A 22779-nucleotide genomic window follows, 5' to 3' on the forward strand; every position below is an offset into this window, starting at 1 on the left:
TATTGGTGTTCCTGGTAAATCGCGTATTTGGTTAATTTGTTTAGTTGCAACACCTTTAAAGCCTCGCACAATTGCACCTATTGTTTGAGAAGGCGATCGCAATAGGGAATTTGATATAGACATGGATTCTGTTGTAGGGGCGTATTGCAATACGCCCCTACAGATAATAATTATTGCGTGTAAATGATTAGGCATAACAATGAATTCATCCAATTCAACATTTGGACGCAATTCAGCAGTTTTTAACCATCCTTCAACAACTGCATGACCATATTCATTTAACTCTATTTGAGAATTAATTATATTACCGAATAGACATTCTCTATTGTGAGTACAAATTGTGACAAAATATGCACCTTCTTGGGAATAATCATATCCTTTCAAACGAATAGAACGACGATGATGTTTTTGAGGATCGTATGTCATGATTTTATCTCCTAAAAATTTCAATCCCGTAGGGGCGTATTGCCATACGCCCCTACACGAACCTCGCTCCTGTTCTTTTGTTTCTGGAATGACAACCATCAATTTTTTTAGTTGTTCTTGATTCACATTAACATTCGCACTTTTAGTAGCTCGTGAGTAATCATATCCTTTCAAACGAATAGAACGACGATGATGTTTTGAGGATCGTATGTCATAATTTTCTAGGTTGAGAATCTTTAACCCCTAGTCTAATATCTCCATTTGTAAAACATATTCTAATATATTATTCTGAGATTTGTAGGGGCGTATTGCAATACGCCCCTACACGAATTTTTCCAGTTAATAAGTCGTGCATTAGTCCTTTTTTCTGAAGTTTGAGTTTTTCGAGGTAGGTTTGTTCTGTGCGGGTACGGATATCATGGGTGTTCAGTATTTTAGCAATATAAGCACGCTCATTGAATGATGGAAATGGAATTAAAAAAGAACGGATTTGCTGATAATTTAAGCCTTCACGATTTCCACCTGCATTCAATTTTGCAATTTGAGACTGTCCTATATAGGAAGCAAGTACAAGCGATAAAAAAATAGCATCTTCTTTATTAGGATTAGGTAAGCGAATTGCACAAACGTGCTGATTAACATTAGCTAAACCTAGTCCTTCTGGAACTGGATAACAACGACCTATTGAAGCTCCTGTAATATTTAATAAAATGTCATGTTCAAATATTTCACTACGCTTCATTTTTTTATGAGTTCTATGATCGATATATACTACATCATCTAGTAATAGACCATCAAAAGTAACATTTTGACTACGTATGAATACAACACCTTCTGTTTGATAAACATCACTCCCACCTGTGGGAGTAACACCACTACCTACATAAATAGAAATATTATCGATAGTAGAAACTTCCCAATCTTTCGGAATTTTCCCCAGTGGTGAATCTTTGAACTGTTCAGGATGTGCGATCGCATCCCGCAATTCCCCATTTTCATCAAGTCCGCGAGTCAGCAAGTCGTGAAGCAGTCCAGCCTTGATTTGTTTGAGTTTGGCGATAATAGATGATGTATGTGCGATCGCTTCATCTATGGTGTCGAGTATTTCAGCTATGAGTTTTTGTTCAGATTCTGGTAAATAAATAACAGGTGAATTTGCCAGTTCAGTCTTGCCAATTGCTTCAAAAGTCGAACCTTGTGCAACTTTTCTAAGCTCACTAGCCCAATAATTCAATAAATGCCAGCCAAACTTGGGTAATGTGCCTTTTTTAAATCGAATAGCAGCAAGTCCCCGACCAATACAATAAACACGATCAGCTTTGTTTAGTGTGCCAACTGGCGCTCTAACACTAATCAGAACATCATTGATTTCGCATAATTTTTTGGGTTTTGTGCAGTAAAAGCTATGCTGTGGGGTTGCTGCTCCAAATTCAGCAGAACCTTGGAGAAAGGGAATACCATGTCCTGTATCAGTCACAAATAAAGAATCTGGAGATTGTCCCATTTCAAAACTTGCTAATTCTCCAAGATTAACAGTTGTGAGGTCAGATAACATACCCCAACCCCCTCAAAAAACCATCCAATCGCTTCGCTGCATCATCCCTTTTTGCTTCAATATCTCGCAAAGTCACCCGATACTTATCCCACCAATTCTCAAGGCTAGAAATCACCAGTTGACGATGAGCATTAACATAACGATTTAATTGATTCTCTAAATCATCCTTAGCAATATCTAACACCAATCGCTGACATTGTTCCATCATCAACTGCTTTCTGGCATTATCCAACTGCTTAATTAAATCTTCCTTCAACTTAGTCAAAATCTTCTTAACCTGTAACAATTCCTGCTTGAGTTTCTTAATTTCAGCCTCACTCAATTTCTCCTCATCTTCTAATTCCCCTTCCTCACTTTCATCAGCACTTTTTTTAGTCACTGCTAATTGACTTTCTAAATCTGTTTTTTTCGCTTCATAATCTGCCAATTGTTGTAAATAATCTGGCAATAAACGCACCACCAATTTATGTTGTAGGGGCGTATTGCAATACGCCCCTACATTTTTATTATCGCTATCTAAATCTGCCCGAATTGTCTCAACCCAACCTCCTATTAAACCATCAAAATTTTGAGCAGCAAGAGTTTTCAAATCATACTGGATTTCATTCCACCAACTAGCAATTACCCCATTTACCTGAAATTCATCTAAAAACAACAGCTTTTGTTCTTGAATTGCTTGTTTTCTTAAAATTTCAGCTTTCGCTTCTATTCGATTGTCTACTAACCCTTTAAGATTTTGATTAGCCGCAGTAGCCAAAGTATTTTGATTATTCTCTAACCATTCACTCATTGTTCCTGCGATTTGGTAAGGTTCGAGAATTTTAATCGGGCGCAGTGCTTGAGTAAAAGATGTTAGAAAATCTGCACGAATTTTCATCAAATCTTTAGTCTCTGGTAACTGTAACAATTGGTTTTCGTGAATTTCCCACCAATTCAAAAAAGCATCCTTTAACTGTTTTTCTTGCTTGGCTATACCTGGATATGATTCTACAAAATCTTTAATTTGACTACGTTCTGTTAGAGTTGGTAAAAAATCAAAATAATCTTGAACTCTAGCTACAAAAAAATCACTGGGTTTAAAACCATGAGCAATAAAAGTCTCCTCTTTTGCTTCCACCTCGGCTTTAGGAATACCCCCTAAAAGATGCGCTCTCACATCATGAGGTTCTGGAGGTGGTGCGTTATCAGCATAGCGGCGAATATTGCAATTGTAGTCATGTTCAGCCAATTGTTGCTTAGTAACTACGGCTGCATAACCAGGAACATCTACAAAAGCTTCAAAGGTAGAAACAATCTTTTCTATATGCTCTGGTTTCAAGAAGTTTTGCGCCCTTCCTGCTTCAAATTCGGCATCAGCATTAATAAATAAAACCTTGCCTTGACGTTTTTGAGGTTTCGCCGCTTTTGAGCCTCTCATTACCAAAATACAAGCAGGAATACCAGTTCCATAAAACAAATTTGGCGGTAAACCAATCACCGCTTCTAACAAATCATCTTCAATAAATCCCTGTCTAATCTGCTTTTCTATTCCACCTCGAAACAAAACCCCGTGAGGCATTACCGTCGCCATCATTCCTTGGGGTCTTAGCACAGAAATCATGTGCTGTACAAACATCAAATCTGCCTTCTTGCCATTTTCAGGACAAAACCCAAAACGGAAACGCTCGTTAAATTTCAACCCATTTATGGAATAATTTTGACTAAATGGCGGATTACTAATTACTCGATCAAAACGCATTAATTCCCCGCCTTCTATGTGCAGTGGGTTAGCAATAGTATCATCATTTTGAATGGCTTTTTCATCGGTAACAATGCCATGCAAAATCATATTCATTTTGCAAATTACCCAAACTCCACCATTAGCTTCTTGCCCATAGAGGTTGAGATTTTTGGCATTTCCTTCATGTTCTTCTACATATTCTTTAGAGAGAATCAGCATACCTCCTGAACCTGAACAGGGGTCATAAATCCGCATTCCCTGCTGTGGTTTGAGCAATCGCACCATTAACCTCGCCACATCACGAGGTGTATAAAATTCGCCGCCTTTTTTACCTGCGGAATCAGCAAAATGTTTAATTAAATATTCATAAGCTGCACCCAACAAATCAGGAAATTCAAAATCCTCATTACGGAGACGATATTTACTAAAGTGCCTAATTAAATCTCGCAATTTTTGGTCAGAAATTTTGTTTTTACCCACCGTCTTATTAAAATCGATGTGGTTAACAACGCTTTCTAAAATTGCGTTTTCATTTTCCAACGCCTCTAAAGCTTTATTTAAGCCATTACCAACATCACTATGTAATTCACTTTAAGATAATTCCAACGCGCTCTTTCTGGAACAAAAAAAGTTTCATTATAATAAATAGGTGATTCAGCACGTTGTTTTGCTTCCGCTTCCGTTCTGCCTTTTGCTTTATTCGCTTCAATAATTTGCTCATACTGCTCCTCAAAGACATCAGAACAGCGTTTTAAAAAGAGCATTCCAAAGATATATTCTTTATATTCAGAAGCATCCATCTTGCCACGCAGGATGTCAGCAGCAGCAAATAGGTGACGTTCTAACTGACGTAGAGTAATTTTTCTCATAAAGAGAGTAGCCTGGATACCGATAAAAATAAAAATAAACAGAACTCTTGTGCAATTCACAGATTAGCCTATATGTAATGCTTATTGTCGCCGGACATGACTCTATTTAGGCAACCTACTTGCTAACTGCTGATAAATAGCATCTATCCACACGGGAATTACAGCTTTACCTTCGTCTAAGGACGCGATCGCCATCTTCCTATCAAACTCCACCAAGGAAAGGGAATCATCCTGTGATAACAACAACATAAACCGTTTACCCTGACCCGAAATAAACAACTCCGCTTCTTGTTCCTTTAGTTGTTTGAGAATAAAACAAGCAATATCAAAACTAATACCCGTACACAGCAAACATACCATAGCTGCCAACTCCACCAAATTCCACGTCCCGTACCAGTATCACTAATTATAGGTACAACAATCCCCTTCTCTCGCCAATACTGAATCTGGCGAAGGGTACAACCTGTCAATAGACAGATTACTGGCAAAGGAAATTATTGCGATCGCACAAACTTATAAAGCTGGCAGACTATCGTCCTACCAAAATTAGGTGATATGCGAGAACAAGTCCAGAGTGAGATTAAAGCTAAAGCTGAACAAAAATCAGATTTAGTACAAGTCCAACAATAATATGCTAAACAATATTGAACCAGTATTCATCAATGGAGTTATGGCAGATTGATTGCAAATATTCAAAGTCAGGCAAAGAAAGCAGGAATCGCTATAGAAGAGGCAAAAAAGCCGATTAGAGCGAGTCCACCTTCGCCAAAATTGCTTTTGGAAGTGTCTCCAGATAAGAATTTGGTCGGGCGGAGTTTCAACACCCCTACCGGAGTGGGGCGGGTTGAAAGGCGCACTTCCTTCGGGATTTTCCCCGACTAAAGCAATAGAAACAAATAAAAGCTATCATTGTAATAGCCTTCAAAGCCAATACACCGTTATGACTAGGTAGTTTGGCAACGCGCACAGTAAATTGGCAAAACGGACAAGAATTTGCCAACGCGGACAAATAATCTGGCAAGTGACAACATAGTTAAATCGGGATGACTGGATTCGAACCAGCGGCCCCTTCGTCCCGAACGAAGTGCGCTACCAAGCTGCGCCACATCCCGCCACAACAACTACTATACTACCCCAATAGTGTCATCCTAACATAAATGATCATGCACAGCTTTGCTTGCTAGGATGGGATTTGTATAACATTATCAGAGTAGATTGTGACTGTTAAACCAGACTGGTTGCGAGTAAAAGCACCGCAATGGGAGCGAGTTGGCAACGTTAAAGAAATCTTACGGGATTTAGCACTCAATACAGTATGCGAGGAAGCCTCTTGTCCAAATATTGGTGAGTGCTTTCAAGCAGGTACCGCCACATTTTTGATTATGGGACCAGCTTGTACCCGTGCATGTCCTTACTGTGATATTGATTTTGAGAAAAAACCCCAACCTCTAGACCCCACAGAACCAGCACGACTGGCGGAGGCCGTGGCCCGCATGAGACTGAATCACGTAGTCATTACATCTGTAAACCGAGATGACTTACATGATGGTGGTGCTGCTCAATTTGTGCGCTGTATTCAAAAAGTTCGCAGCGTCTCACCTCACACTACAATCGAAGTGCTAATTCCTGACTTGTGCGGTAATTGGAATGCTTTAGAAATTATTTTACAAGCAGCCCCAGAAGTAGTTAACCACAATACAGAAACCATTGAGCGCTTGTATCGTCGGGTGCGTCCCCAAGGTAATTACCAGCGCACTCTGGAACTACTCAAGCGATCGCGCGAAGTTGCTCCTCATATATATACTAAATCTGGTATCATGGTGGGACTCGGTGAAACCGATGCTGAAATTCGCCAAGTCATGGAAGACCTACGGTTTGTGGATTGTGATATTTTGACCATTGGGCAATACCTCCAACCTAGTCAAAAGCACTTGCAGGTGCAGAATTTCATTACCCCAGAACAATTTGCGGCTTGGCAGGTATTCGGTGAAGAAATTGGATTTTTACAAGTTGTTTCCTCACCATTGACTCGTAGCTCCTATCATGCAGAGCAAGTAAGGGAATTAATGCAACGCTACCCCCGCCGACTGAGGTAGATTAATAGATTGTATCGTAAAGGTTGCCAAATTGGGCTAGCAGACCCTGTGGCAACACCAGTTTAGAATCCCTTTGCTTCTAGCAAGGGGAGATGTCAATGCTTTGGCCTGGGAATAATATATCATCGGTGATGAAGCGGACTTGATATGATCAGTAATTTTAAATAGTAATGATATCGGTGCAACAAACTACCATAGCAATTCTTGGTGCGGGAGCCTGGGGTGTAGCTTTAGCAAACTTAGCAACTGCAAACAACCATGACGTGCGCTTGTGGTCGCGTCGGGGGTCTCAAACTCTAGAAACAGTTGTAAAAGATGCTCAAATAGTCTTGTCGGCTATCTCGATGAAAGGGGTAAGTGATGTGGCTTCTCAAATAAAATCATTACCTCTTTCGCCACAAACAATTTTTGTCACAGCTACAAAAGGCTTAGATCCCAAAACTACCTGTACACCCTCACAAATTTGGCAAACAGTCTTTCCTCATCACGCTGTAGTTGTTTTATCTGGGCCAAATTTATCTCAAGAAATTCAACAATCATTACCAGCTGCAACTGTAGTAGCCAGCAACAACAGGCCTGGGGCTGAATTTGTGCAGCTGGTATTTTCTTCTCATTGTTTTCGCGTGTACACCAATCCTGACCCCATCGGTGTGGAACTGGGAGGAACATTAAAAAATATAATTGCCATCGCAGCTGGTGTTTGTGATGGCTTACATCTAGGAACCAACGCCAAAGCAGCTTTAGTTACCCGTGGACTGACAGAAATAATTCGCATTGGCAAAAGTTGGGGTGCAAAGACAGAAACATTTTACGGTTTATCAGGTCTAGGAGATTTATTAGCAACTTGCAACAGTCCACTCAGTCGCAACTACCAAGTTGGTTATCAGATGGCTGCTGGTAAAACACTGGCAGAAATTCTTTCCCACTTACCAGGAACGGCTGAAGGTGTCAACACTTGCCAAGTGTTAGTACAACTCGCCAAACAGCAAAGTATAGCTGTCCCCATTAGTGAGCAAGTTTATCGCTTGCTTCAAGGTGAAATCACCCCCCGACAAGCACTAGAGGAATTAATGTTAAGAGACATTAAGGCAGAATACAACTAACCATAAATTTCAATGGCATTACTCTAGTTTCATGCTGGCTTCTGTATAAATACTAATAAATACCAATTGGTTGATGAAAACTTATCACTTTTGCTTATTCCTCAATAATCCTTAGAAAAAAAACAAAAATTTTCAGGATATTACTTTCATACTCATGTAGATGTGACTATACTGATGATAAACATGATTTTTACTGTCATATGTTTATACAAGTTACCAAACTAATAATAAATAATTATCAATGCTAAATAACGTGGGAATGCTAACTAAGTACTTTGTCATCTAAAACCTAGATTATAGATTTGAATAGCTATTGGTTCAATTCAGACTCTAAACCGATAAAACTCGGTATTAGTGGGAGAAAATATCAGTATGTTTGCTCAAAAAAACTTTACTGAAAATCTCAACCGTGTTAGTTCATCTTGAATCACGGGAACAATAGCAACAGTTAATTAGCTGACCGTAATCTATTGTTACCTGGAGCCATTGAGACCATACCTATATGCCAGCAACATCTTTTTATGCAGATGCCGCTTCCAATACCAAAAAGTCCCGCCAGGCTTTAGACACAGAACTGACAGTTGATGAGAGTGAGTTGTCCCTAGATGATGTTCACGAGTTAGAGGTGGCTGCTATTGATGGCGGGAACACTAATCGACGCAGTACGGACTTAGTGCGTTTATATCTTCAAGAAATTGGGCGAGTCCGACTTTTAGGGCGCGATGAAGAAGTTTCAGAAGCACAAAAAGTCCAACGCTACTTGCGGATGCGGAATTTACTTAGCCAAGCTGCAAAGCAAGGTGACGAAGTCGTTACACCATTTGTCAAGTTAATGGAGGTACAGGAGCGTTTAACATCTGAACTAGGACACCGACCTTCTTTGGAAAGATGGGCTACCACTGCTTGTGTCAATCTGCCGGATCTCAAACCTATTTTAGCCAGTGGTAAGCGTCGCTGGGCAGAAATTGCCAAATTAACAGTAGAAGAACTCGAACAAGTGCAGTCCCAAGGACTTCAAGCCAAAGAACACATGATTAAGGCTAATCTGCGCTTGGTAGTGTCAGTTGCTAAAAAATATCAAAATCGTGGACTAGAATTATTGGATCTAGTTCAGGAAGGAACTTTAGGCTTAGAACGAGCAGTAGAAAAATTTGACCCCACTAAGGGATATCGCTTTAGTACTTACGCCTACTGGTGGATTCGTCAAGGAATTACCCGAGCCATCGCCACCTCCAGTCGTACAATTCGTTTACCTGTTCATATTACAGAAAAACTCAACAAAATTAAAAAAGCTCAACGCAAAATTGCTCAAGAAAAAGGTCGCACTCCCACCTTAGAAGACCTGGCCATTGAGTTAGAAATGACACCAGTTCAAGTCCGGGAAGTGTTACTTAAAGTACCGCGTTCCGTTTCTATGGAAACTAAAGTTGGTAAAGATAAAGACACTGAACTAGGGGAATTACTGGAAACCGATAGCATTACGCCAGAAGAAACGTTAATGCGAGAATCTTTACAAAAAGACTTGCATAGGCTTTTGTCAGACCTAACTAGCCGTGAACGTGATGTAATTCTCATGCGCTTTGGTTTATCCGATGGTCATTCTTACTCATTAGCGGAAATTGGCCGCGCCCTCGATTTATCAAGAGAACGAGTCCGGCAAATTGAATCCAAGGCTTTGCAAAAACTCCGCCAACCCAAGCGACGCAACCTCATCCGCGATTATTTGGAATCTTTAAGTTAGCGGTATACCCCATGCTTCAATGTGTGGGGTATACCGCTAATACAAAAAACAGTATTGATGAAAAATAATAATTTAATAAATTTTCTCAATAAGATTTGATTGTTGCAAATTGCCCTCAAGATTTGCTATATTCTCAATTAATAGGCTTTGTTGAGAAAAACTGGTATGGCTGTTTATACATCTACTTCGCTCAAGGCAGAACTCAATGATCGCGGTTGGCGTTTAACTCCCCAACGCGAAACAATTTTACACATTTTTCAGGAACTTCCCCAAGGCGAACACCTCAGCGCAGAGGATCTTTATCATCGACTAGAAAGTGAAGGCGAAGGTATCAGTCTTTCAACTATCTATCGGACGTTGAAATTGATGGCGCGCATGGGAATTTTGCGGGAATTAGAATTGGGAGAAGGACATAAGCATTACGAAATTAACCAGCCCTACCCCCATCATCACCACCATTTGATTTGTGTTAAATGTAATGCCACTATCGAATTTAAAAACGACTCAATTTTAAAAATCGGTGCAAAAACAGCTCAAAAAGAAGGATTTCACCTGCTGGACTGTCAAATGACAATCCACGCAGTATGTCCTAAATGCCAACGGGCACTCACGCCTTTGTAGCACGTTGATCAGCCTTTGACAAGACCAAATCATTAAAAGCGTCCGTTTTTAATATCATTGAGACTGATGCCATAAAATTCTTGAGCAGCTTTAATGGCTTTTTTGGTATCATCAGCCATAACACCGTTGAGATTGCCTCGATAAAAACCTTTATCTTGTAGTCGCTTTTGGATTTCTAGGACAGTAAATTCACCAGTGGGAGCAGTGTTGATTAACCTGTATAACTTAGCTCTAGTGGTGGGACCTGCAATACCACTGGCAGCTAGGTAATTATCTGCTTGAAATCGCCGTACAGCATCCGCTGTATGGGAACCAAAGTATCCATTTGCTTTCCCCTGCAAATATCCTGCCTTGATTAATTGTCCTTGAAGTAGTCTGACAGGTTCACCCCGATGGCCGAGAGTGAGATAGTTATTATTCAGCTTCTGGGTGGTGGGAGGTGCTTCGCCGCCAATACCAAGAGGCGGTAATTTAATGAGTGTTGCTGGGCCTACAATGCCATCCACATCTAACTTATGAGCTGCTTGAAATTGCTTAACAGCTTCTTCAGTAATGGGCCCAAATATCCCCGTAGGGTTACCAGAATAAAAACCTGCAACTCGCAACCGTTCTTGTAAAACCTTTACTGCTTCGCCCTCATCTCCTTTGACAAGCAAGTTGGGACTACGACGGATAGTTTTAGTTTCCACAGTTTCCACAGCCGTGGCTGTTGTGGTTGAGAGCTTTGCAGTGGTGGTGGTGGGAGGTTCCGGGTTGCTATGATTAACTGCGGCAAATGGTGTACTTGCAGGAGTTAATTTTGGAACTTCTAAATTCCTCGTAGCAATGGTAGGAACTTCTGTAATGACAGGACTTTGTGTAGAATCCGGCTGAGTTCTTTGCCCGATGCGGTTTTGTAATTTTAGCTTTGTTTCCACTCCGACAACACCATCAACCGATAAACCATGAGCTTGTTGAAACCGCCGCACGGCATCTTCTGTATAGAAGTCATATACCCCCGTAATTTCAGCCCGAAAAAAGCCAATTTTTTGCAAGTGTTCTTGCAAATTCCGCACAGAAGGGCCTTGATCTCCTCGTTCTAGTGCTAAAACGCTGCTCACTGAACTTAAAATAGACAAGGCAAGAGCTAGGGGTAACATATGCTTCCAGGCTCTACTAGAAAGGCGTTTCCAGTCCGGTGCTGGTGCTTTGTTTAATAAAGAACCAAAAAATACCAGTTCACTGGATAGGGTATTTTCATGAGCATCAGCTAAATGCAAATAAGCAAGATTGTCCATACTTTTACCTACACCAATTATTTTTCTTCAATAGTCGCTTCAGCCTGATGTACCAGATTTCGCAAAGTTGCTAATGTCTGTATATTTACATCCTGCCATAAACTACGCTGGTGTGCCTCTAGTAATTTCTCAGCAATATCACGCATTGCCCAAGGATTTTTATCTTGGATGAATTCACAAACTACCGGATCTAACAAATACGCCTGTGCTATGCCCTCATACATATGGTCTTCCACACATTGAGCTGTAGCATCATAGGCAAATAGATAATCTACCGTGGCAGCCATTTCAAATGCACCTTTGTAACCGTGGCGCATCATTCCCGAAATCCACTTGGGGTTAACTACCCGAGAACGATACACCCGTGCAATTTCTTCTTTTAGTTGCCGAACACGCGGTTGAGTAGGATGAGAATTATCACCAAAATAAGTTTGAGGATTTTTTTTCTGAAGGGATCTCACTGCTGCTGTTAAACCACCTTGAAACTGATAATAATCATCAGAGTCGAGTATGTCGTGTTCTCGATTGTCTTGATTGTGTAACACAATTTGCATTTGTGCCAGGCGTTGCCTAAAGGCTTCTGGGGCAGAAATTCCCAGTAATTCCCCTGAATTTGCAGGAGAATTACCAGTACTGTAAGCGTAGCAACTCCAATTAATATAAGCACGAGCTAAATCTTGGTCATCTTGCCAATTTTGCGATGCCATTAGTCCTTGAAGTCCTGCACCATAAGCACCTGGTTGAGAACCAAAAACCCGGTATTGCGATCGCAAAGTTGCTGCTGTTAAACTCAAACCTTGTTGCACCCAGAAATCAGTATCTTGTTTAACTTGCCCCGCCAAGGGATTATCCTCTGAAGATTCATTGAGTGCAGCTACGGCTGTAACAGCTTGTTGGAACAAATCAATTAAATTAGCAAAAGCGTCCCGAAAAAATCCAGAAATTCGCAAAGTAACATCAACACGAGGACGACCCAAAATGCTCAAAGGCAAAATTTCAAAATCCACCACTCGCCGCGCTGCACCATCCCAAACAGGACATACACCCAACAACGCCAAGGCTTCGGCAATGTCATCACCACCGGTTCGCATGGTTGCAGTTCCCCACAACGATAAACCCAAGGTTTTCGGATACTCACCATTTTCTTGGGTGTAGCACTCAATCAGATTTTCTGCCGCTTTTCTCCCCACATCCCAAGCGGTTTCTGTGGGAATGGCACGAATATCAACGGAATAAAAGTTTCTCCCCGTAGGTAGCACTTCCGGGCGACCTCGTGTCGGTGCACCGGAGGGAGCACTGGGGATATACTTACCATCAAGTCCACAAAGTAAATTGGTAATTTCTGCCTCGGTTTGCTGCAAAGCAGGCAGAAGTTTGTTACTGATCCAGTTCAAACTGGGAAGCGCTGGACACTGGGAATTCAGCAGTTGTTCCACTAGTTCCGCAGCCTGAGCTTCTAGGATTTCTACAGCATCACCAACAGTGCGACAGGTATTTTCAGTTTTTGTAGCTAAAATTTGCTTCTCTAACTCTGATAATTGAGTTTTGAAATCTGTTGTCAATGGATCAAATTGTAAATTCCAATGCGCGGCTACAGCTTGAGTAATACCCATAGCATAACGGTTAGGAATGCGGGCGATGGCCACAATTAAATCTCGCAGTTGTCGTCCTTGGGGGGTGCGCCCAAAAATGTGTAACCCATCCCGAATTTGCGCTTCTTTCAATTCACAAAGATAGCCACCGATAAAATTTAAAATTACAGATTCAAACTTTAAAATATCGGTTTCATTCTCAATTCCTAAATCTTTGTGCAGATTTTCTTGCAGCACTAATTCACGAATGCGATGGCTAATTGCTGGTAAGCGGCTGGGATCTAAACTTTCTGCTTCGTAATATTCATCAACTAAATTTTCTAATTGTTGTAGAGCACCATAAAGTTCAGCCCGTGTCATAGGTGGGGTGAGGTGGTCTAAAATTACAGCTTGGGCGCGACGCTTTGCTTGTGAACCCTCGCCAGGGTCATTAACAATAAACGGATAAAAATGGGGAAGTGCGCCAAAAGCCACTTCCGGATAACAACTACCAGATAAAGCCACACTTTTGCCAGGTAGCCATTCTAGATTGCCATGTTTCCCCACATGAATCACAGCATCAGCATGAAAATATTCCCTCACCCAATAATAAAAAGCTAGATAACTATGAGTAGGAACTAAATCTGGTGCATGATAATTTAAACTTGGGTCAATATCATAACCCCGGGCTGGTTGAATACCTACAAAAACATTACCCAGTTGAATCCCGCTTACAGGAATGGAAGATTCATTATTTCCTTGACTTTCCCCCCATCTTTGACAAATTTCTTGCTGTACAACTGCTGGTAAAGTAGCAAAATACTCTTGATAATCTTCCCCCCTCACACTTTGTAGCACAGGACGCAATTCTCTACTTTCAGGATCATTGGTCACTCCAGTGGTGAGACGTTGAATTAATTCATCTCCATCAGTGGGGCAATTTTGCAGCACATATCCAGATCTGTGCAAGGCTTTGATGATTTCCACGCAACTGGCTGGGGTATCCAATCCTACTCCATTAGCTAACCTGCCATCGCGATTGGGGTAATTTGCCAAAATCAAAGCAACACAGCGCTCTTGCGGTGGTTTAGAACATAGATTTACCCAATTGGCAGCTAATTCAGCTACAAAGTCAATGCGATCGCTCACTGGTTCATAAACCATCACATCTGTTTCCAAGTCAGGATTTCGCGTTTGTACAGCTTTAAAAGAGATAGCGCGAGTAATAATTCTTCCATCCACCTCTGGTAGCGCTACATTCATGGCCATATCACGGGGAGAAAGCCCTTGTAATTGTGATTCCCACTGTTCCACACCACCGCCACTGAGAATAACTTGTAACACAGGCACGTCCAATTTTTGCCACAAATCCAGCTGGGGTGTTTCTGTTTCTAAACGCGCCAAGGAAAAACTCGTCGTATTTAGCAATACAGCTATTTGCTGTCCATCTTGGGGCTGGAAAAATGCCCTTAATTCTGTTTGGACATCGGCATCGCGCAATGAAGAAACGAACACTGGTACAGGTTGTAAATTACGCTCTACTAAAGCTGTACATAAAGCATCAATTACCTTGATGTTGCCTGATAGATAATGAGCGCGGTAAAAGAGAATGCCCACTTTAGGCATTGCTGATTTCTTCTTTTTCACTTCCCAGTCATACAAACCAACCCGGGGAACTCTTTGGGGTGTTAAAGGTCGAAATGAAGTATAAAGGCAAATATCTGAGATAAACAAGAAAGCATTAACAATATTTTCCACTCCTCCTTGCCGGAAATACTGTATGACTTCATTAACAGCACTCAAAGGCAAATTAGACTGAGAAATTAATTCAGGATCAAGACCATCGTCGCCAGGCATTACAATAAGTGTTGTACCCTGACGTTTTACAATTTCTTGCACCACTTCTAAGCCGTAAGCCCAGTAAGAACGTCCTCCTAATAGACGCAGGATAATTACTTGGGCAAATTCTAAAACCTGTTCGCCATAAGAATCTATGCTGATTTGTTGCTGCAATTGCAACAAGCTAGCAACTCTGATGGCTGGAAATGTTTCAGGTAATTTAGGTACTGCGGCTGCTAAAGTTTGAATGTCAGTATCCGCAGCAGTAATAAATACAAAGGGAGCCGGAGTTTGGTCTATAAAAACTAAACCTTCTGATTGATTCCATCCCCCTGGTGTGGCACTGATACGATGCATAATTTTGTATTACCGTCTTAAACTATTGAAAAGAATAAATTATGAGGATTGAACAATTTAGGGACTGACAAACTCACAAAATATCCAAAAAACCAAAGCCATAAATTTCTCCCTTGTGGATTTTTGCGTGTTATTTTTGGTTATTTAGTAGCATTTACTACTCCCTTATTGTATCTATGTTTATGTGGTTAGTTTATTTGTGGGAAATCCTGATATTTCCCGACCTGGTTCACAGCACAACATTTAACCGCTGATAAATGCCGATGAAACCTGATGCTTAATTCTTTTATTTGGTTTTTTTTCACCTCATCTACATTTAACTGAACCGTATTGCCTTATTACCAGACCAGTGAAAATGCTTAGTTCTCCTGATTTGAGTTTTTCTCGAAACTTGCCTTTTGTTGTATTTAATCAGCTTGGGGAATTGTTACAGCAGATGGCTCAAGTAGTAGGAACTGCTGCATTGGTACTCACAGAAGCTGTATTGGCAAGAATTAATACACCACTGGAGTGGCAAAGTCAAAAATTTACGCTAGTCATTTCTGAGCAGTTTAGCGCACTTTTGCTGGGTCAGGAGGAGCAGGAAAAGCAGGGAAATTATACGGGATTCAATGCTAGTTTGACATTTAATTCCGAGGCTATCGCTTTTTTTGTGTCCCAAGTAAGAGATTTATTTGCAGGTGACTCCTACATCCATCAAAATCTAGAACGCTATCGTCAAACACTCAAACCAAACGATGGCGAGATTCAAACTCAATTTACACTCTTGCTATTAGAATATCTCCTACCCCAGGCAAATGAGGAAACCAGAGCAACTTTTAGCACCAAGGAGGCTAAAGCTTATTCCTGTCAAGCTGTGGAAGATGCCTTAAAAAACAGACTGCAGCGAGAGCAACTCTTAAATCAAGTAACGACACAAATCCGTAAGAGCTTAGAATTGCCGGTCATCATGGCTACAACAATTGCTCTGGTAAGGGAATTTTTGCAGCTAGACAGATTAGTAATATATAAATTTGAAGATTCCAAAGTCAACAATCAACAGGTAACAACGGTTAATGGTCAAAAACCACCTTCAGTAGGTTCTATCGTCCACGAAGCCCGTTCTCAAAATAGCATTTCATCATTGTTGTACTATCAGGAAGAAGCCTGCTTTGTCAAAAATTCTCCTTGTTGGCAAAAGTATCGCCAAGGATTTACTTTAGTTGTTGATGATGTCGAAAAAACTTATGCGTTAGAAGAATGTTTATTAAATTTTTTAAGAAAAAACCAAGTTAGAGCCAAGTTGGTAGCACCAATTATGTTTGAACAAAACTTATGGGGGCTAGTAATTGCTCATCAATGTTACACTCCACGTGAATGGACAGAAAATGAGAAAAGCTTACTCACTTCTATCGCTGAACAATTAGCCATCGCCATTCATCAATCTCAATTAATGGAATCTTTACAAGATGCTACGCGAACCCTTACCCAAGAAAAACGCAGTTTAGAACACCTGGTAATTTCCCGTACAATGGCTTTACGAGAAGCTTTACTGGCTGCTGAAGCTGCCAGTCGCCTCAGAAATGAATTTCTCGCCACCATCAGCCATGAATTGCTCACGCCGTTAACTTACGTTATTGGTATGTCTTCAACTTTATTACGCTGGCCTCTAGGAGAATTAACTCAACGCCAAAGAGATTACCTACAAAAAATCCATGATAGTGGAGAGCATTTATTAGAACTAATTAATGACATTCTTGATTTATCTCAAATTGAAGCCGGGAAAACCGTATTAGATATTACAGAATTTTCCTTAACAGACACAGCCCACAGCTCGGTAGATTCACTTTTAAAAAAAGCTGCCAGCGAGCAAGTCAATCTTCAACTGGATTTACAAATCGATCCCCGGCGGGATCTCTTTACTGCTGATGCGGAACGAGTAGAACAAATTCTTTGGAATCTTTTAACCAACGCCATTAAATTTACCCCCGAAGGTGGCACGGTGACATTGCGGGTCTGGGTAGAAGATAATACCGCTATCTTTCAGGTGGAAGACACTGGAATTGGGATTCCCCAAGAGAAATTACCACTTCTATTTGAGAAATTTCAGCAACTTGACACACCATATCATCGTCGCTACGAAGGTAGTGGACTAGGTTTAGCCTTAACTAAACAACTTGTAGAACTTCATCGCGGTCGAATTGAAGTAGAATCTACTGTGGCTATTGGCTCAATTTTCACTGTATGGATACCAGCCCAACTCTCAGGGAGTGGAAAGTGAAAACTGGTAGGTTCAAAAATTGGAGAAATGAATGACAGTAGACTTGCAAGCAAAACGCGTGGTGGTTGTTGGTGCTGGTTGGGCCGGTTTAGGTGCAACCTACCATTTAGCAAAACAAGGGTATAATGTAACACTGTTGGAAGCCGGTTCATATCCTGGTGGATTAGTTGCAGGTTGGAAAACCACAAGGGGAAAATCTGTAGAAGCTGGGATTCACGGCTTTTGGTATCCTTACAGAAATATTTTTGCCCTGATTAATGAATTAAAAATTAATCCTTTTACCACCTGGACTCGTTCTGCCCAATATTCGCCTGGGGGTTTAGAAGTTGAATCACCCATCTTCCAAGATTTACCCCGACTGCCTTCACCTCTAGGTACTTTTGCTTACACTCACTTTAAGCGACTACCATTAATTCACCGTCTCAGCGCCTTGCCTTTATTGTATTCTGTTATAGATTTTGACAATTCTGACCAGGCCTGGCGGCGTTATGATTTTGTCACAGCCCGTGAATTGTTTAAAGATTTTGGTGTTTCTGCCCGACTTTACCAACAAGCCTTTGAACCGATGTTGTTGGTAGGCCTATTTGCCCCCGGGGAACAGTGTTCAGCCGCCGCCACATTGGGAATGCTTTACTTTTTCATTCTGGCTCATCAAGCTGATTTTGATGTAGTTTGGTGTCGCGGAACAGTGGGAGAAAAAATCTTTCGTCCTTGGGTAGAAAAAATTGAAAAAGTCGGTGCGAAAGTGTTACCCAAGCACCGAGTCACTGATTTAATCGTTGATAGTCAAAATCGAGCCAAGGCTGTGGTATGCGGTGATCAAGTATTTGATGCCGATGCTGTAATTTTTGCAGTTGGGGTTACAGGGATGAAGAAAATTGTCGCCAATAGTCCCACTTTACAAGGTCGTGAAGAATTCCGTAATTTGAACAACCTAGGCGCAATTGACGTTTTAGCAACTCGTTTATGGTTTGACCGTAAAATCCAAGTTCCTCGTCCTTCCAACGCTTGCTTTGGCTTTGATGCCACCACAGGATGGACGTTTTTTGATTTAAATGCCCTACATGATGAATATAAATATGAACCGGGAACAGTGATTGAAGCTGATTTTTATCATGCCAATCAGTTTCTGCACATGAGTGAATCAGAAATTATCGCAAAAGTCAAGACTTATTTAGCAACTTGTATCCCAGCCTTCAATCAAGCCAAAGTAATTGATAGCAGCGTCATTTCCTTACCCAATGCCGTAACTCACTTTGCACCTGGTAGCTATCGCCATATGCTACCATCTCAAACCAGTTTTGCCAATGTGTTTATGAGTGGTGATTGGATTATTAATCGTCACGGTTCTTGGTCTCAGGAAAAGGCTTATGTTACAGGTTTAGAAGCGGCAAATTTAGTAGTTTCCTATTTAGGTCAGGGTCAGCCATGGGAGATTATACCTGTAGAACAGGACGAAGCGCATATTCAAATCGCGCGATCGCTCAACCAAACTTTACGGGACGTGGGTAAATCTATTTTGCCTGAATTTTGGTTGCCCTGATAACTATGGAAATTTTAGCTACTTGCTGTAACTATGCTTCCCTCTGAGCCGTTGCGCCGGGTATTCACAGTAATTAAATAAAAATAAATGGTTAAGATGCACCCAAATAATTCATAGTGCTGTGAGTTATCCAGACTGCTGCCAATGTAGTGGAGCTTCCAAATAATCAGGTAAACGAGTTGTACCATCCCCTACTGCCATTCTAATCTGTTGTAACTCAACGTTTTTTGCTCCTGTCAAAATTGCTCCTTCCAGTTTGACATCAGAGAGATTAGCATCCCATAGGTTAGCACCCATCAGATTAGTTCCGGAAAGGTTAGCTTGAAAAAAACTAGCGTGATTTAAATCTGACCCCATCAAATTGGCTCTTTCTAAATCAGCTTCAGCAAAACTGGCTTCGCTGAGGTCAGCAAAAAACATTTCTGTCTGTTGCAATTTAGCAGCATTGAGATTAGCCCCAGAGAGGTTAGCCCCATTCAAGTTAGCACCAGAGAGGTTAGCTCCAATTAAACCTGCACGTTGCAGATTGGCTCTACCCAACTTTGCCCATTGGAAATTAGCTAAAAACAACTTAGCCCCAGACAAGTCAGCAACTCTTAATGTCGCCTGTTGTAGGTTGGCCTTATAAAGGTTAGCACCAGAGAGGTTAGCTGAACGCAGACTTGCTCCCACAAGGTTCGCTCCTCGTAAATTGGCCCCGGAAAGGTTAGCTTGATTCAAATTCGCCCAACAGATGTTAGCTCGATTCAGGTTAGCTTTGTTCAGGTTGGTTCCATAAAGAATAGAACCAGTCAGTTGAGCCCCGTCCAGATTGGCCTCACAAAGGTGAGAACCTCGCAAATCGGCACCACAAAGATTAGATCCACGCAAATCCGCTTTTTCTAGGTTCCCTTCTAGCAAATCCGCTCCCCGCATATCGATATTACGTAAATTCAGTTTTTGATTTTGATTTTCTAGTAAATAATTACGCCTACCGATGACAGTGAGGGCTGCTTGAATATCCCGACGAATTTTAGGTAATACTTCCCGGCTGTTCAGTTCCTCCTTTTGTGTACGACGCGCCCCACTTTTGTATCTACCCAGGTGTATGGGCTGTAAGCGTTCTAGGCTTTTTTCTTCTTCCTCATTGGTTTGAATGGGAGCATTTTCCCGCACAAAAGCAGTGAGGATTTCCATGATTGTCCAGTGTTCTTGGGGAAAATCCTGTGCAACTCTTTCTAGAACATAAATTGCAGCTGTTCGGGTTTCAATTTTTTCATGCCCGAGTTGGTTAATCGCCCCCATAAAGCGTTCCACAATCAGCTTGTCTTGACTAATTTGCGAATTTCGGATGCTAATTTCGTTGCTTTTCTCAGCCGCCATGGCATTTCTGTCCATAGCATCCGTACGCTTTGCTGCATAGTAAGCGTTAATCAACACTGCCAATCCTAGAAACACCATACCAGAGGTTGTTAATACCTGATTTCTGTATTGTATGCGTTGCTCAACAGTTAATTCCTCAAAGTAGGACGATAAAAAAACAATGAGAGTCAGTGATAGCACAAATATCACTGTTGTAGCTATCAACCGACGCCAGAGTTTGTCTGTCTTATAAGCAGACATAGCAGTAATATTCCTCACTACATAGAGTTATTACTTAGATTGACGATAACTTAGTATATCATTTAGCTAAAAATTTGAATATGCCCCATAGGAAATTTTTTTTAGATATCCATCATCACACTAAGTTACTAAAATACTCACCGACCTAAAACATCGGTGATTCTTGACAGATTACAGCAAATAGGCATCAGAGTAATCTCACAGTCACCAAAACCACAGATAGTTTAGGCAAGAAGTCTTTTCCAGCATCGTATCTTCTGTTGGAGGTGCGCCACTTCAAGTCTTTAAAAAAATACATCCAAAATTAATAAAAGCCGTCATAAAACCACTGGATTTTTAATATAACAAGTATTGATTCCCACATAGTATGACACCAATTTTATTCATGAGGTAGATTTTGTATCATCCAAAAAGCTTCTCGGAGATTTGCTTTGTCAAACATGGCATCAACGACGGTAGCTCCCTGTAGATTTGCTAGATATAAGCTAGCTCGCTGTAAATTAGCGCCGGTAAGGTTAGCTCCACAGAGGTTAGCTGCACTGAGAATTGCTTGTGACAAGTCAGCCCCCGCCAGGTTAGCCCCAGCCAGGTTAGCTGCACTAAGAACTGCCCCCGCCAGATTAGCCCCCGCCAGATTAGCCCCTACCAGATTAACTTGATAAAGATTTGTTAGTTTTAGGTTTGCCCCCGCCAGATTAGCCCCTCTCATATCCGTGTGGCTCAAATCCAGTTGTTCGTCTTCCTTGTCATGATTTGTATCTCTTCTCCCGATTACCGTTAAGGCTACTTGAACATCTGTGGGAATTGGTGATGATGGATTGGGATTCAAGGGATTTTTGTTTACATAAGCGGCATGATTTTGGACAAAATGACTCAAAATAGTCATCACTTCCCAATGAGATTGGGAATAATTTTGAGCAAACTGTTCTAAATCATAAATTGCTGCTGCTCTCTTGTTTGGATTTTCATTATTTAGCTCTTGTTGAAGTGTAATTAAACAGTTGTGCAACCATTGAAACCTATTATTTACAAATATCCATGGTGTAAATAATTTCCCAAAAATGTTTACTGGTAAAAACATTGGACTACTGGTTAACTGACGTTTTAATGTTTGATAAGTATTAATAATTGCCATTAACATATAGATTACTTTTATTTAACTGTTACTCATGTATCTAATGAAACAACTTTATGCAACAATCTGAATTTGACAACGGTCTTCATGGGAGGAGGAGCAGGGAAAAGGTTGTCGAGATATTCTTTTATTCAGCAAAACATAGATCCTAAATTTACCAACCAAGTCCCTAACTTTGGTAAAATATTACTCCTTGGTTCTTCGACTCCAAAGCATCATCCCCTAGGGAAGTTCAATACTGGAATGCATCCAGACCAACTAAAACAACAAGAATATGCCGTAGAAGTTGGTGACGAAATCCTTTGGATTAACTGGTTGAAAATCAGGATTGTGGGCAGTAAAACCTAACTTTATATTAAAAATGTCAGACCACACCATGAATCAAATAGTTTGGATCGCAAGACACGCTAACCGCCTTGACTTCGTAAACCCTGATTGGTTTCTCACTGCGGAAAGACGCTACGATCCACCCTTGTCTGATGATGGTATAGTACAAACACAGCAGTTAGCTCAACGCTTGCAAACCGAAAAAATTGCTCATATTTTCGCGTCTCCATTTCTTCGCACCGTACAAACTGCCAACGCAGTTGCAGAAATCTTAGATTTACCCATTAAACTAGAAACAGGTTTGAGTGAGTGGCTAAATCCTGACTGGATGACAGAAGAACCAGAAAGATTGTCAGTTCCAGCCTTAGCAGAATTATTCCCCAGAATTGATACTAGCTACACACCCCGTATTCCTGCTGAATATCCCGAAACTGAGGAAAAAGTACAGCAACGTTCTGGACGAACTGCTTTATCCTTGGCTCAGGAATACCATCCCCAGGATATTTTGCTGATAGGACACGGTGCATCTGTACTGGGTGCAGCCATAGGACTAGTAGGGGACATTGCCAAAACAGAAGTTAAGGCTTCTTTATGTTCCTTAGTAAAAGTCGTGCGCCAAGACCCAGAATGGTTGCTAGAACTCAACGGAGATACTTCTCATTTAACCGAAATAGAACAAGTAATTCGATTTGCTTAAATCCACATCAGGATTTGTCACTATTCTACAGAAACAATAA

General features: G+C 41.0%; 18 protein-coding genes and 1 tRNA gene. 8 read left to right on the plus strand and 11 right to left on the minus strand.

Annotated features, from left to right (window positions below; all coding sequences use genetic code 11):
- The 7 genes from NWP25_RS15295 to NWP25_RS15325 all read right to left on the minus strand — a co-directional run.
- On the minus strand, positions 1-426 hold a 426-nt coding region (locus tag NWP25_RS15295; RefSeq protein WP_280699716.1), incomplete at its 3' end, for a transposase.
- A 283-nt stretch (positions 427-709) separates the two neighbouring features.
- Positions 710-1981, minus strand: a complete 1272-nt coding sequence (locus tag NWP25_RS15300; RefSeq protein ID WP_280699718.1) for a restriction endonuclease subunit S — start codon at positions 1979-1981, stop codon at positions 710-712.
- Entirely contained in the window at positions 1971-4241 is a 2271-nt protein-coding gene (locus NWP25_RS15305) for an N-6 DNA methylase (protein WP_280699720.1), read from the minus strand. Before NWP25_RS15305 ends, NWP25_RS15300 begins: the two co-directional genes overlap by 11 nt.
- A 17-nt stretch (positions 4242-4258) precedes the next feature.
- Positions 4259-4570 carry a type I restriction-modification system subunit M N-terminal domain-containing protein gene (locus NWP25_RS15310; protein ID WP_280649699.1) on the minus strand — a complete coding sequence of 104 codons (312 nt, stop codon included), beginning with the start codon at positions 4568-4570 and terminating at the stop codon, positions 4259-4261.
- 102 nt (positions 4571-4672) lie between these two features.
- Positions 4673-4930: a hypothetical protein gene (locus NWP25_RS15315; RefSeq protein WP_280649700.1), complete on the minus strand. Its 258-nt coding sequence runs from the start codon at positions 4928-4930 to the stop codon at positions 4673-4675.
- The gene (locus tag NWP25_RS18740; RefSeq protein ID WP_369010997.1) at positions 4867-5058 is read right to left on the minus strand and encodes a MerR family transcriptional regulator; all 192 of its coding nucleotides are present in this window, start codon (positions 5056-5058) and stop codon (positions 4867-4869) included. The genes NWP25_RS15315 and NWP25_RS18740 overlap by 64 nt, the downstream gene beginning before the upstream one ends.
- A gap of 550 nt (positions 5059-5608) precedes the next feature.
- Positions 5609-5682 (minus strand) — tRNA-Pro (locus NWP25_RS15325).
- Between the two features lie 105 nt (positions 5683-5787).
- On the opposite strand from NWP25_RS15325, the gene lipA reads away from it, so the two are divergent.
- From lipA to NWP25_RS15345, 4 genes are all read left to right on the plus strand, one after another.
- Positions 5788-6666, plus strand: coding sequence for a lipoyl synthase (lipA, locus tag NWP25_RS15330; RefSeq protein WP_280649701.1), 879 nt, complete (start codon positions 5788-5790; stop codon positions 6664-6666).
- A 179-nt stretch (positions 6667-6845) separates the two neighbouring features.
- On the plus strand, positions 6846-7769 hold the full coding sequence (locus tag NWP25_RS15335) for an NAD(P)H-dependent glycerol-3-phosphate dehydrogenase (protein WP_280649703.1): 924 nt from the start codon (positions 6846-6848) through the stop codon (positions 7767-7769).
- A gap of 502 nt (positions 7770-8271) precedes the next feature.
- A complete protein-coding gene (gene sigC / locus NWP25_RS15340) occupies positions 8272-9510 on the plus strand; it encodes an RNA polymerase sigma factor SigC (protein ID WP_280649702.1) in 1239 nt (412 codons plus the stop codon).
- Between the two features lie 165 nt (positions 9511-9675).
- Positions 9676-10131, plus strand: coding sequence for a transcriptional repressor (locus NWP25_RS15345; protein WP_280652290.1), 456 nt, complete (start codon positions 9676-9678; stop codon positions 10129-10131).
- Positions 10132-10163: 32 nt separating this feature from the next.
- Here NWP25_RS15345 and NWP25_RS15350 read toward each other — a convergent pair whose 3' ends face one another.
- The gene (locus NWP25_RS15350) at positions 10164-11408 is read right to left on the minus strand and encodes a peptidoglycan-binding domain-containing protein (RefSeq protein WP_280652291.1); all 1245 of its coding nucleotides are present in this window, start codon (positions 11406-11408) and stop codon (positions 10164-10166) included.
- Positions 11409-11425: 17 nt separating this feature from the next.
- A complete protein-coding gene (gene cobN, locus NWP25_RS15355) occupies positions 11426-15175 on the minus strand; it encodes a cobaltochelatase subunit CobN (RefSeq protein WP_280652292.1) in 3750 nt (1249 codons plus the stop codon).
- A 355-nt stretch (positions 15176-15530) separates the two neighbouring features.
- On the opposite strand from cobN, the gene NWP25_RS15360 reads away from it, so the two are divergent.
- Together NWP25_RS15360 and NWP25_RS15365 are read left to right on the plus strand one after the other, a co-directional pair.
- Entirely contained in the window at positions 15531-17435 is a 1905-nt protein-coding gene (locus NWP25_RS15360; RefSeq protein WP_280699722.1) for a GAF domain-containing sensor histidine kinase, read from the plus strand.
- Positions 17436-17466: 31 nt separating this feature from the next.
- Complete coding sequence (locus NWP25_RS15365; RefSeq protein WP_280652294.1) at positions 17467-18978, plus strand: hydroxysqualene dehydroxylase; 1512 nt, start codon at positions 17467-17469, stop codon at positions 18976-18978.
- A 126-nt stretch (positions 18979-19104) separates the two neighbouring features.
- Here the strand turns inward: NWP25_RS15365 and NWP25_RS15370 are convergent, their stop codons facing one another.
- Positions 19105-20580: a pentapeptide repeat-containing protein gene (locus tag NWP25_RS15370; protein ID WP_280652295.1), complete on the minus strand. Its 1476-nt coding sequence runs from the start codon at positions 20578-20580 to the stop codon at positions 19105-19107.
- Positions 20581-20959: 379 nt separating this feature from the next.
- The gene (locus NWP25_RS15375) at positions 20960-21721 is read right to left on the minus strand and encodes a pentapeptide repeat-containing protein (RefSeq protein WP_280652296.1); all 762 of its coding nucleotides are present in this window, start codon (positions 21719-21721) and stop codon (positions 20960-20962) included.
- A 105-nt stretch (positions 21722-21826) separates the two neighbouring features.
- Between NWP25_RS15375 and NWP25_RS15380 the strand changes: the two genes are divergently transcribed.
- Together NWP25_RS15380 and NWP25_RS15385 are read left to right on the plus strand one after the other, a co-directional pair.
- Positions 21827-22063 (plus strand): hypothetical protein, encoded by a 237-nt coding sequence (locus NWP25_RS15380; protein ID WP_280652297.1) that lies wholly within the window; start codon positions 21827-21829, stop codon positions 22061-22063.
- 28 nt (positions 22064-22091) lie between these two features.
- Complete coding sequence (locus NWP25_RS15385) at positions 22092-22739, plus strand: histidine phosphatase family protein (RefSeq protein WP_280652298.1); 648 nt, start codon at positions 22092-22094, stop codon at positions 22737-22739.
- Positions 22740-22779 lie beyond the last annotated feature (40 nt).

The sequence above is a fragment of the Umezakia ovalisporum Ak1311 genome, assembly GCF_029891685.1.
Lineage (GTDB): Bacteria > Cyanobacteriota > Cyanobacteriia > Cyanobacteriales > Nostocaceae > Umezakia > Umezakia ovalisporum.

Excerpts from the sequence above, each read along its gene's own strand:
- NWP25_RS15315 (WP_280649700.1), bottom strand. The coding sequence starts at position 4,930 with ATGGTATGTTTGCTGTGTACGGGTATTAGTTTTGATATTGCTTGTTTT.
- NWP25_RS15300 (WP_280699718.1), bottom strand. The coding sequence starts at position 1,981 with ATGTTATCTGACCTCACAACTGTTAATCTTGGAGAATTAGCAAGTTTT.
- sigC (WP_280649702.1), top strand. The coding sequence starts at position 8,272 with ATGCCAGCAACATCTTTTTATGCAGATGCCGCTTCCAATACCAAAAAG.
- NWP25_RS15385 (WP_280652298.1), top strand. The coding sequence starts at position 22,092 with ATGAATCAAATAGTTTGGATCGCAAGACACGCTAACCGCCTTGACTTC.
- NWP25_RS15375 (WP_280652296.1), bottom strand. The coding sequence starts at position 21,721 with ATGTTAATGGCAATTATTAATACTTATCAAACATTAAAACGTCAGTTA.
- NWP25_RS15345 (WP_280652290.1), top strand. The coding sequence starts at position 9,676 with ATGGCTGTTTATACATCTACTTCGCTCAAGGCAGAACTCAATGATCGC.
- NWP25_RS15350 (WP_280652291.1), bottom strand. The coding sequence starts at position 11,408 with ATGGACAATCTTGCTTATTTGCATTTAGCTGATGCTCATGAAAATACC.
- NWP25_RS15370 (WP_280652295.1), bottom strand. The coding sequence starts at position 20,580 with ATGTCTGCTTATAAGACAGACAAACTCTGGCGTCGGTTGATAGCTACA.
- cobN (WP_280652292.1), bottom strand. The coding sequence starts at position 15,175 with ATGCATCGTATCAGTGCCACACCAGGGGGATGGAATCAATCAGAAGGT.
- NWP25_RS15360 (WP_280699722.1), top strand. The coding sequence starts at position 15,531 with ATGCTTAGTTCTCCTGATTTGAGTTTTTCTCGAAACTTGCCTTTTGTT.
- NWP25_RS15310 (WP_280649699.1), bottom strand. The coding sequence starts at position 4,570 with ATGAGAAAAATTACTCTACGTCAGTTAGAACGTCACCTATTTGCTGCT.
- NWP25_RS15365 (WP_280652294.1), top strand. The coding sequence starts at position 17,467 with ATGACAGTAGACTTGCAAGCAAAACGCGTGGTGGTTGTTGGTGCTGGT.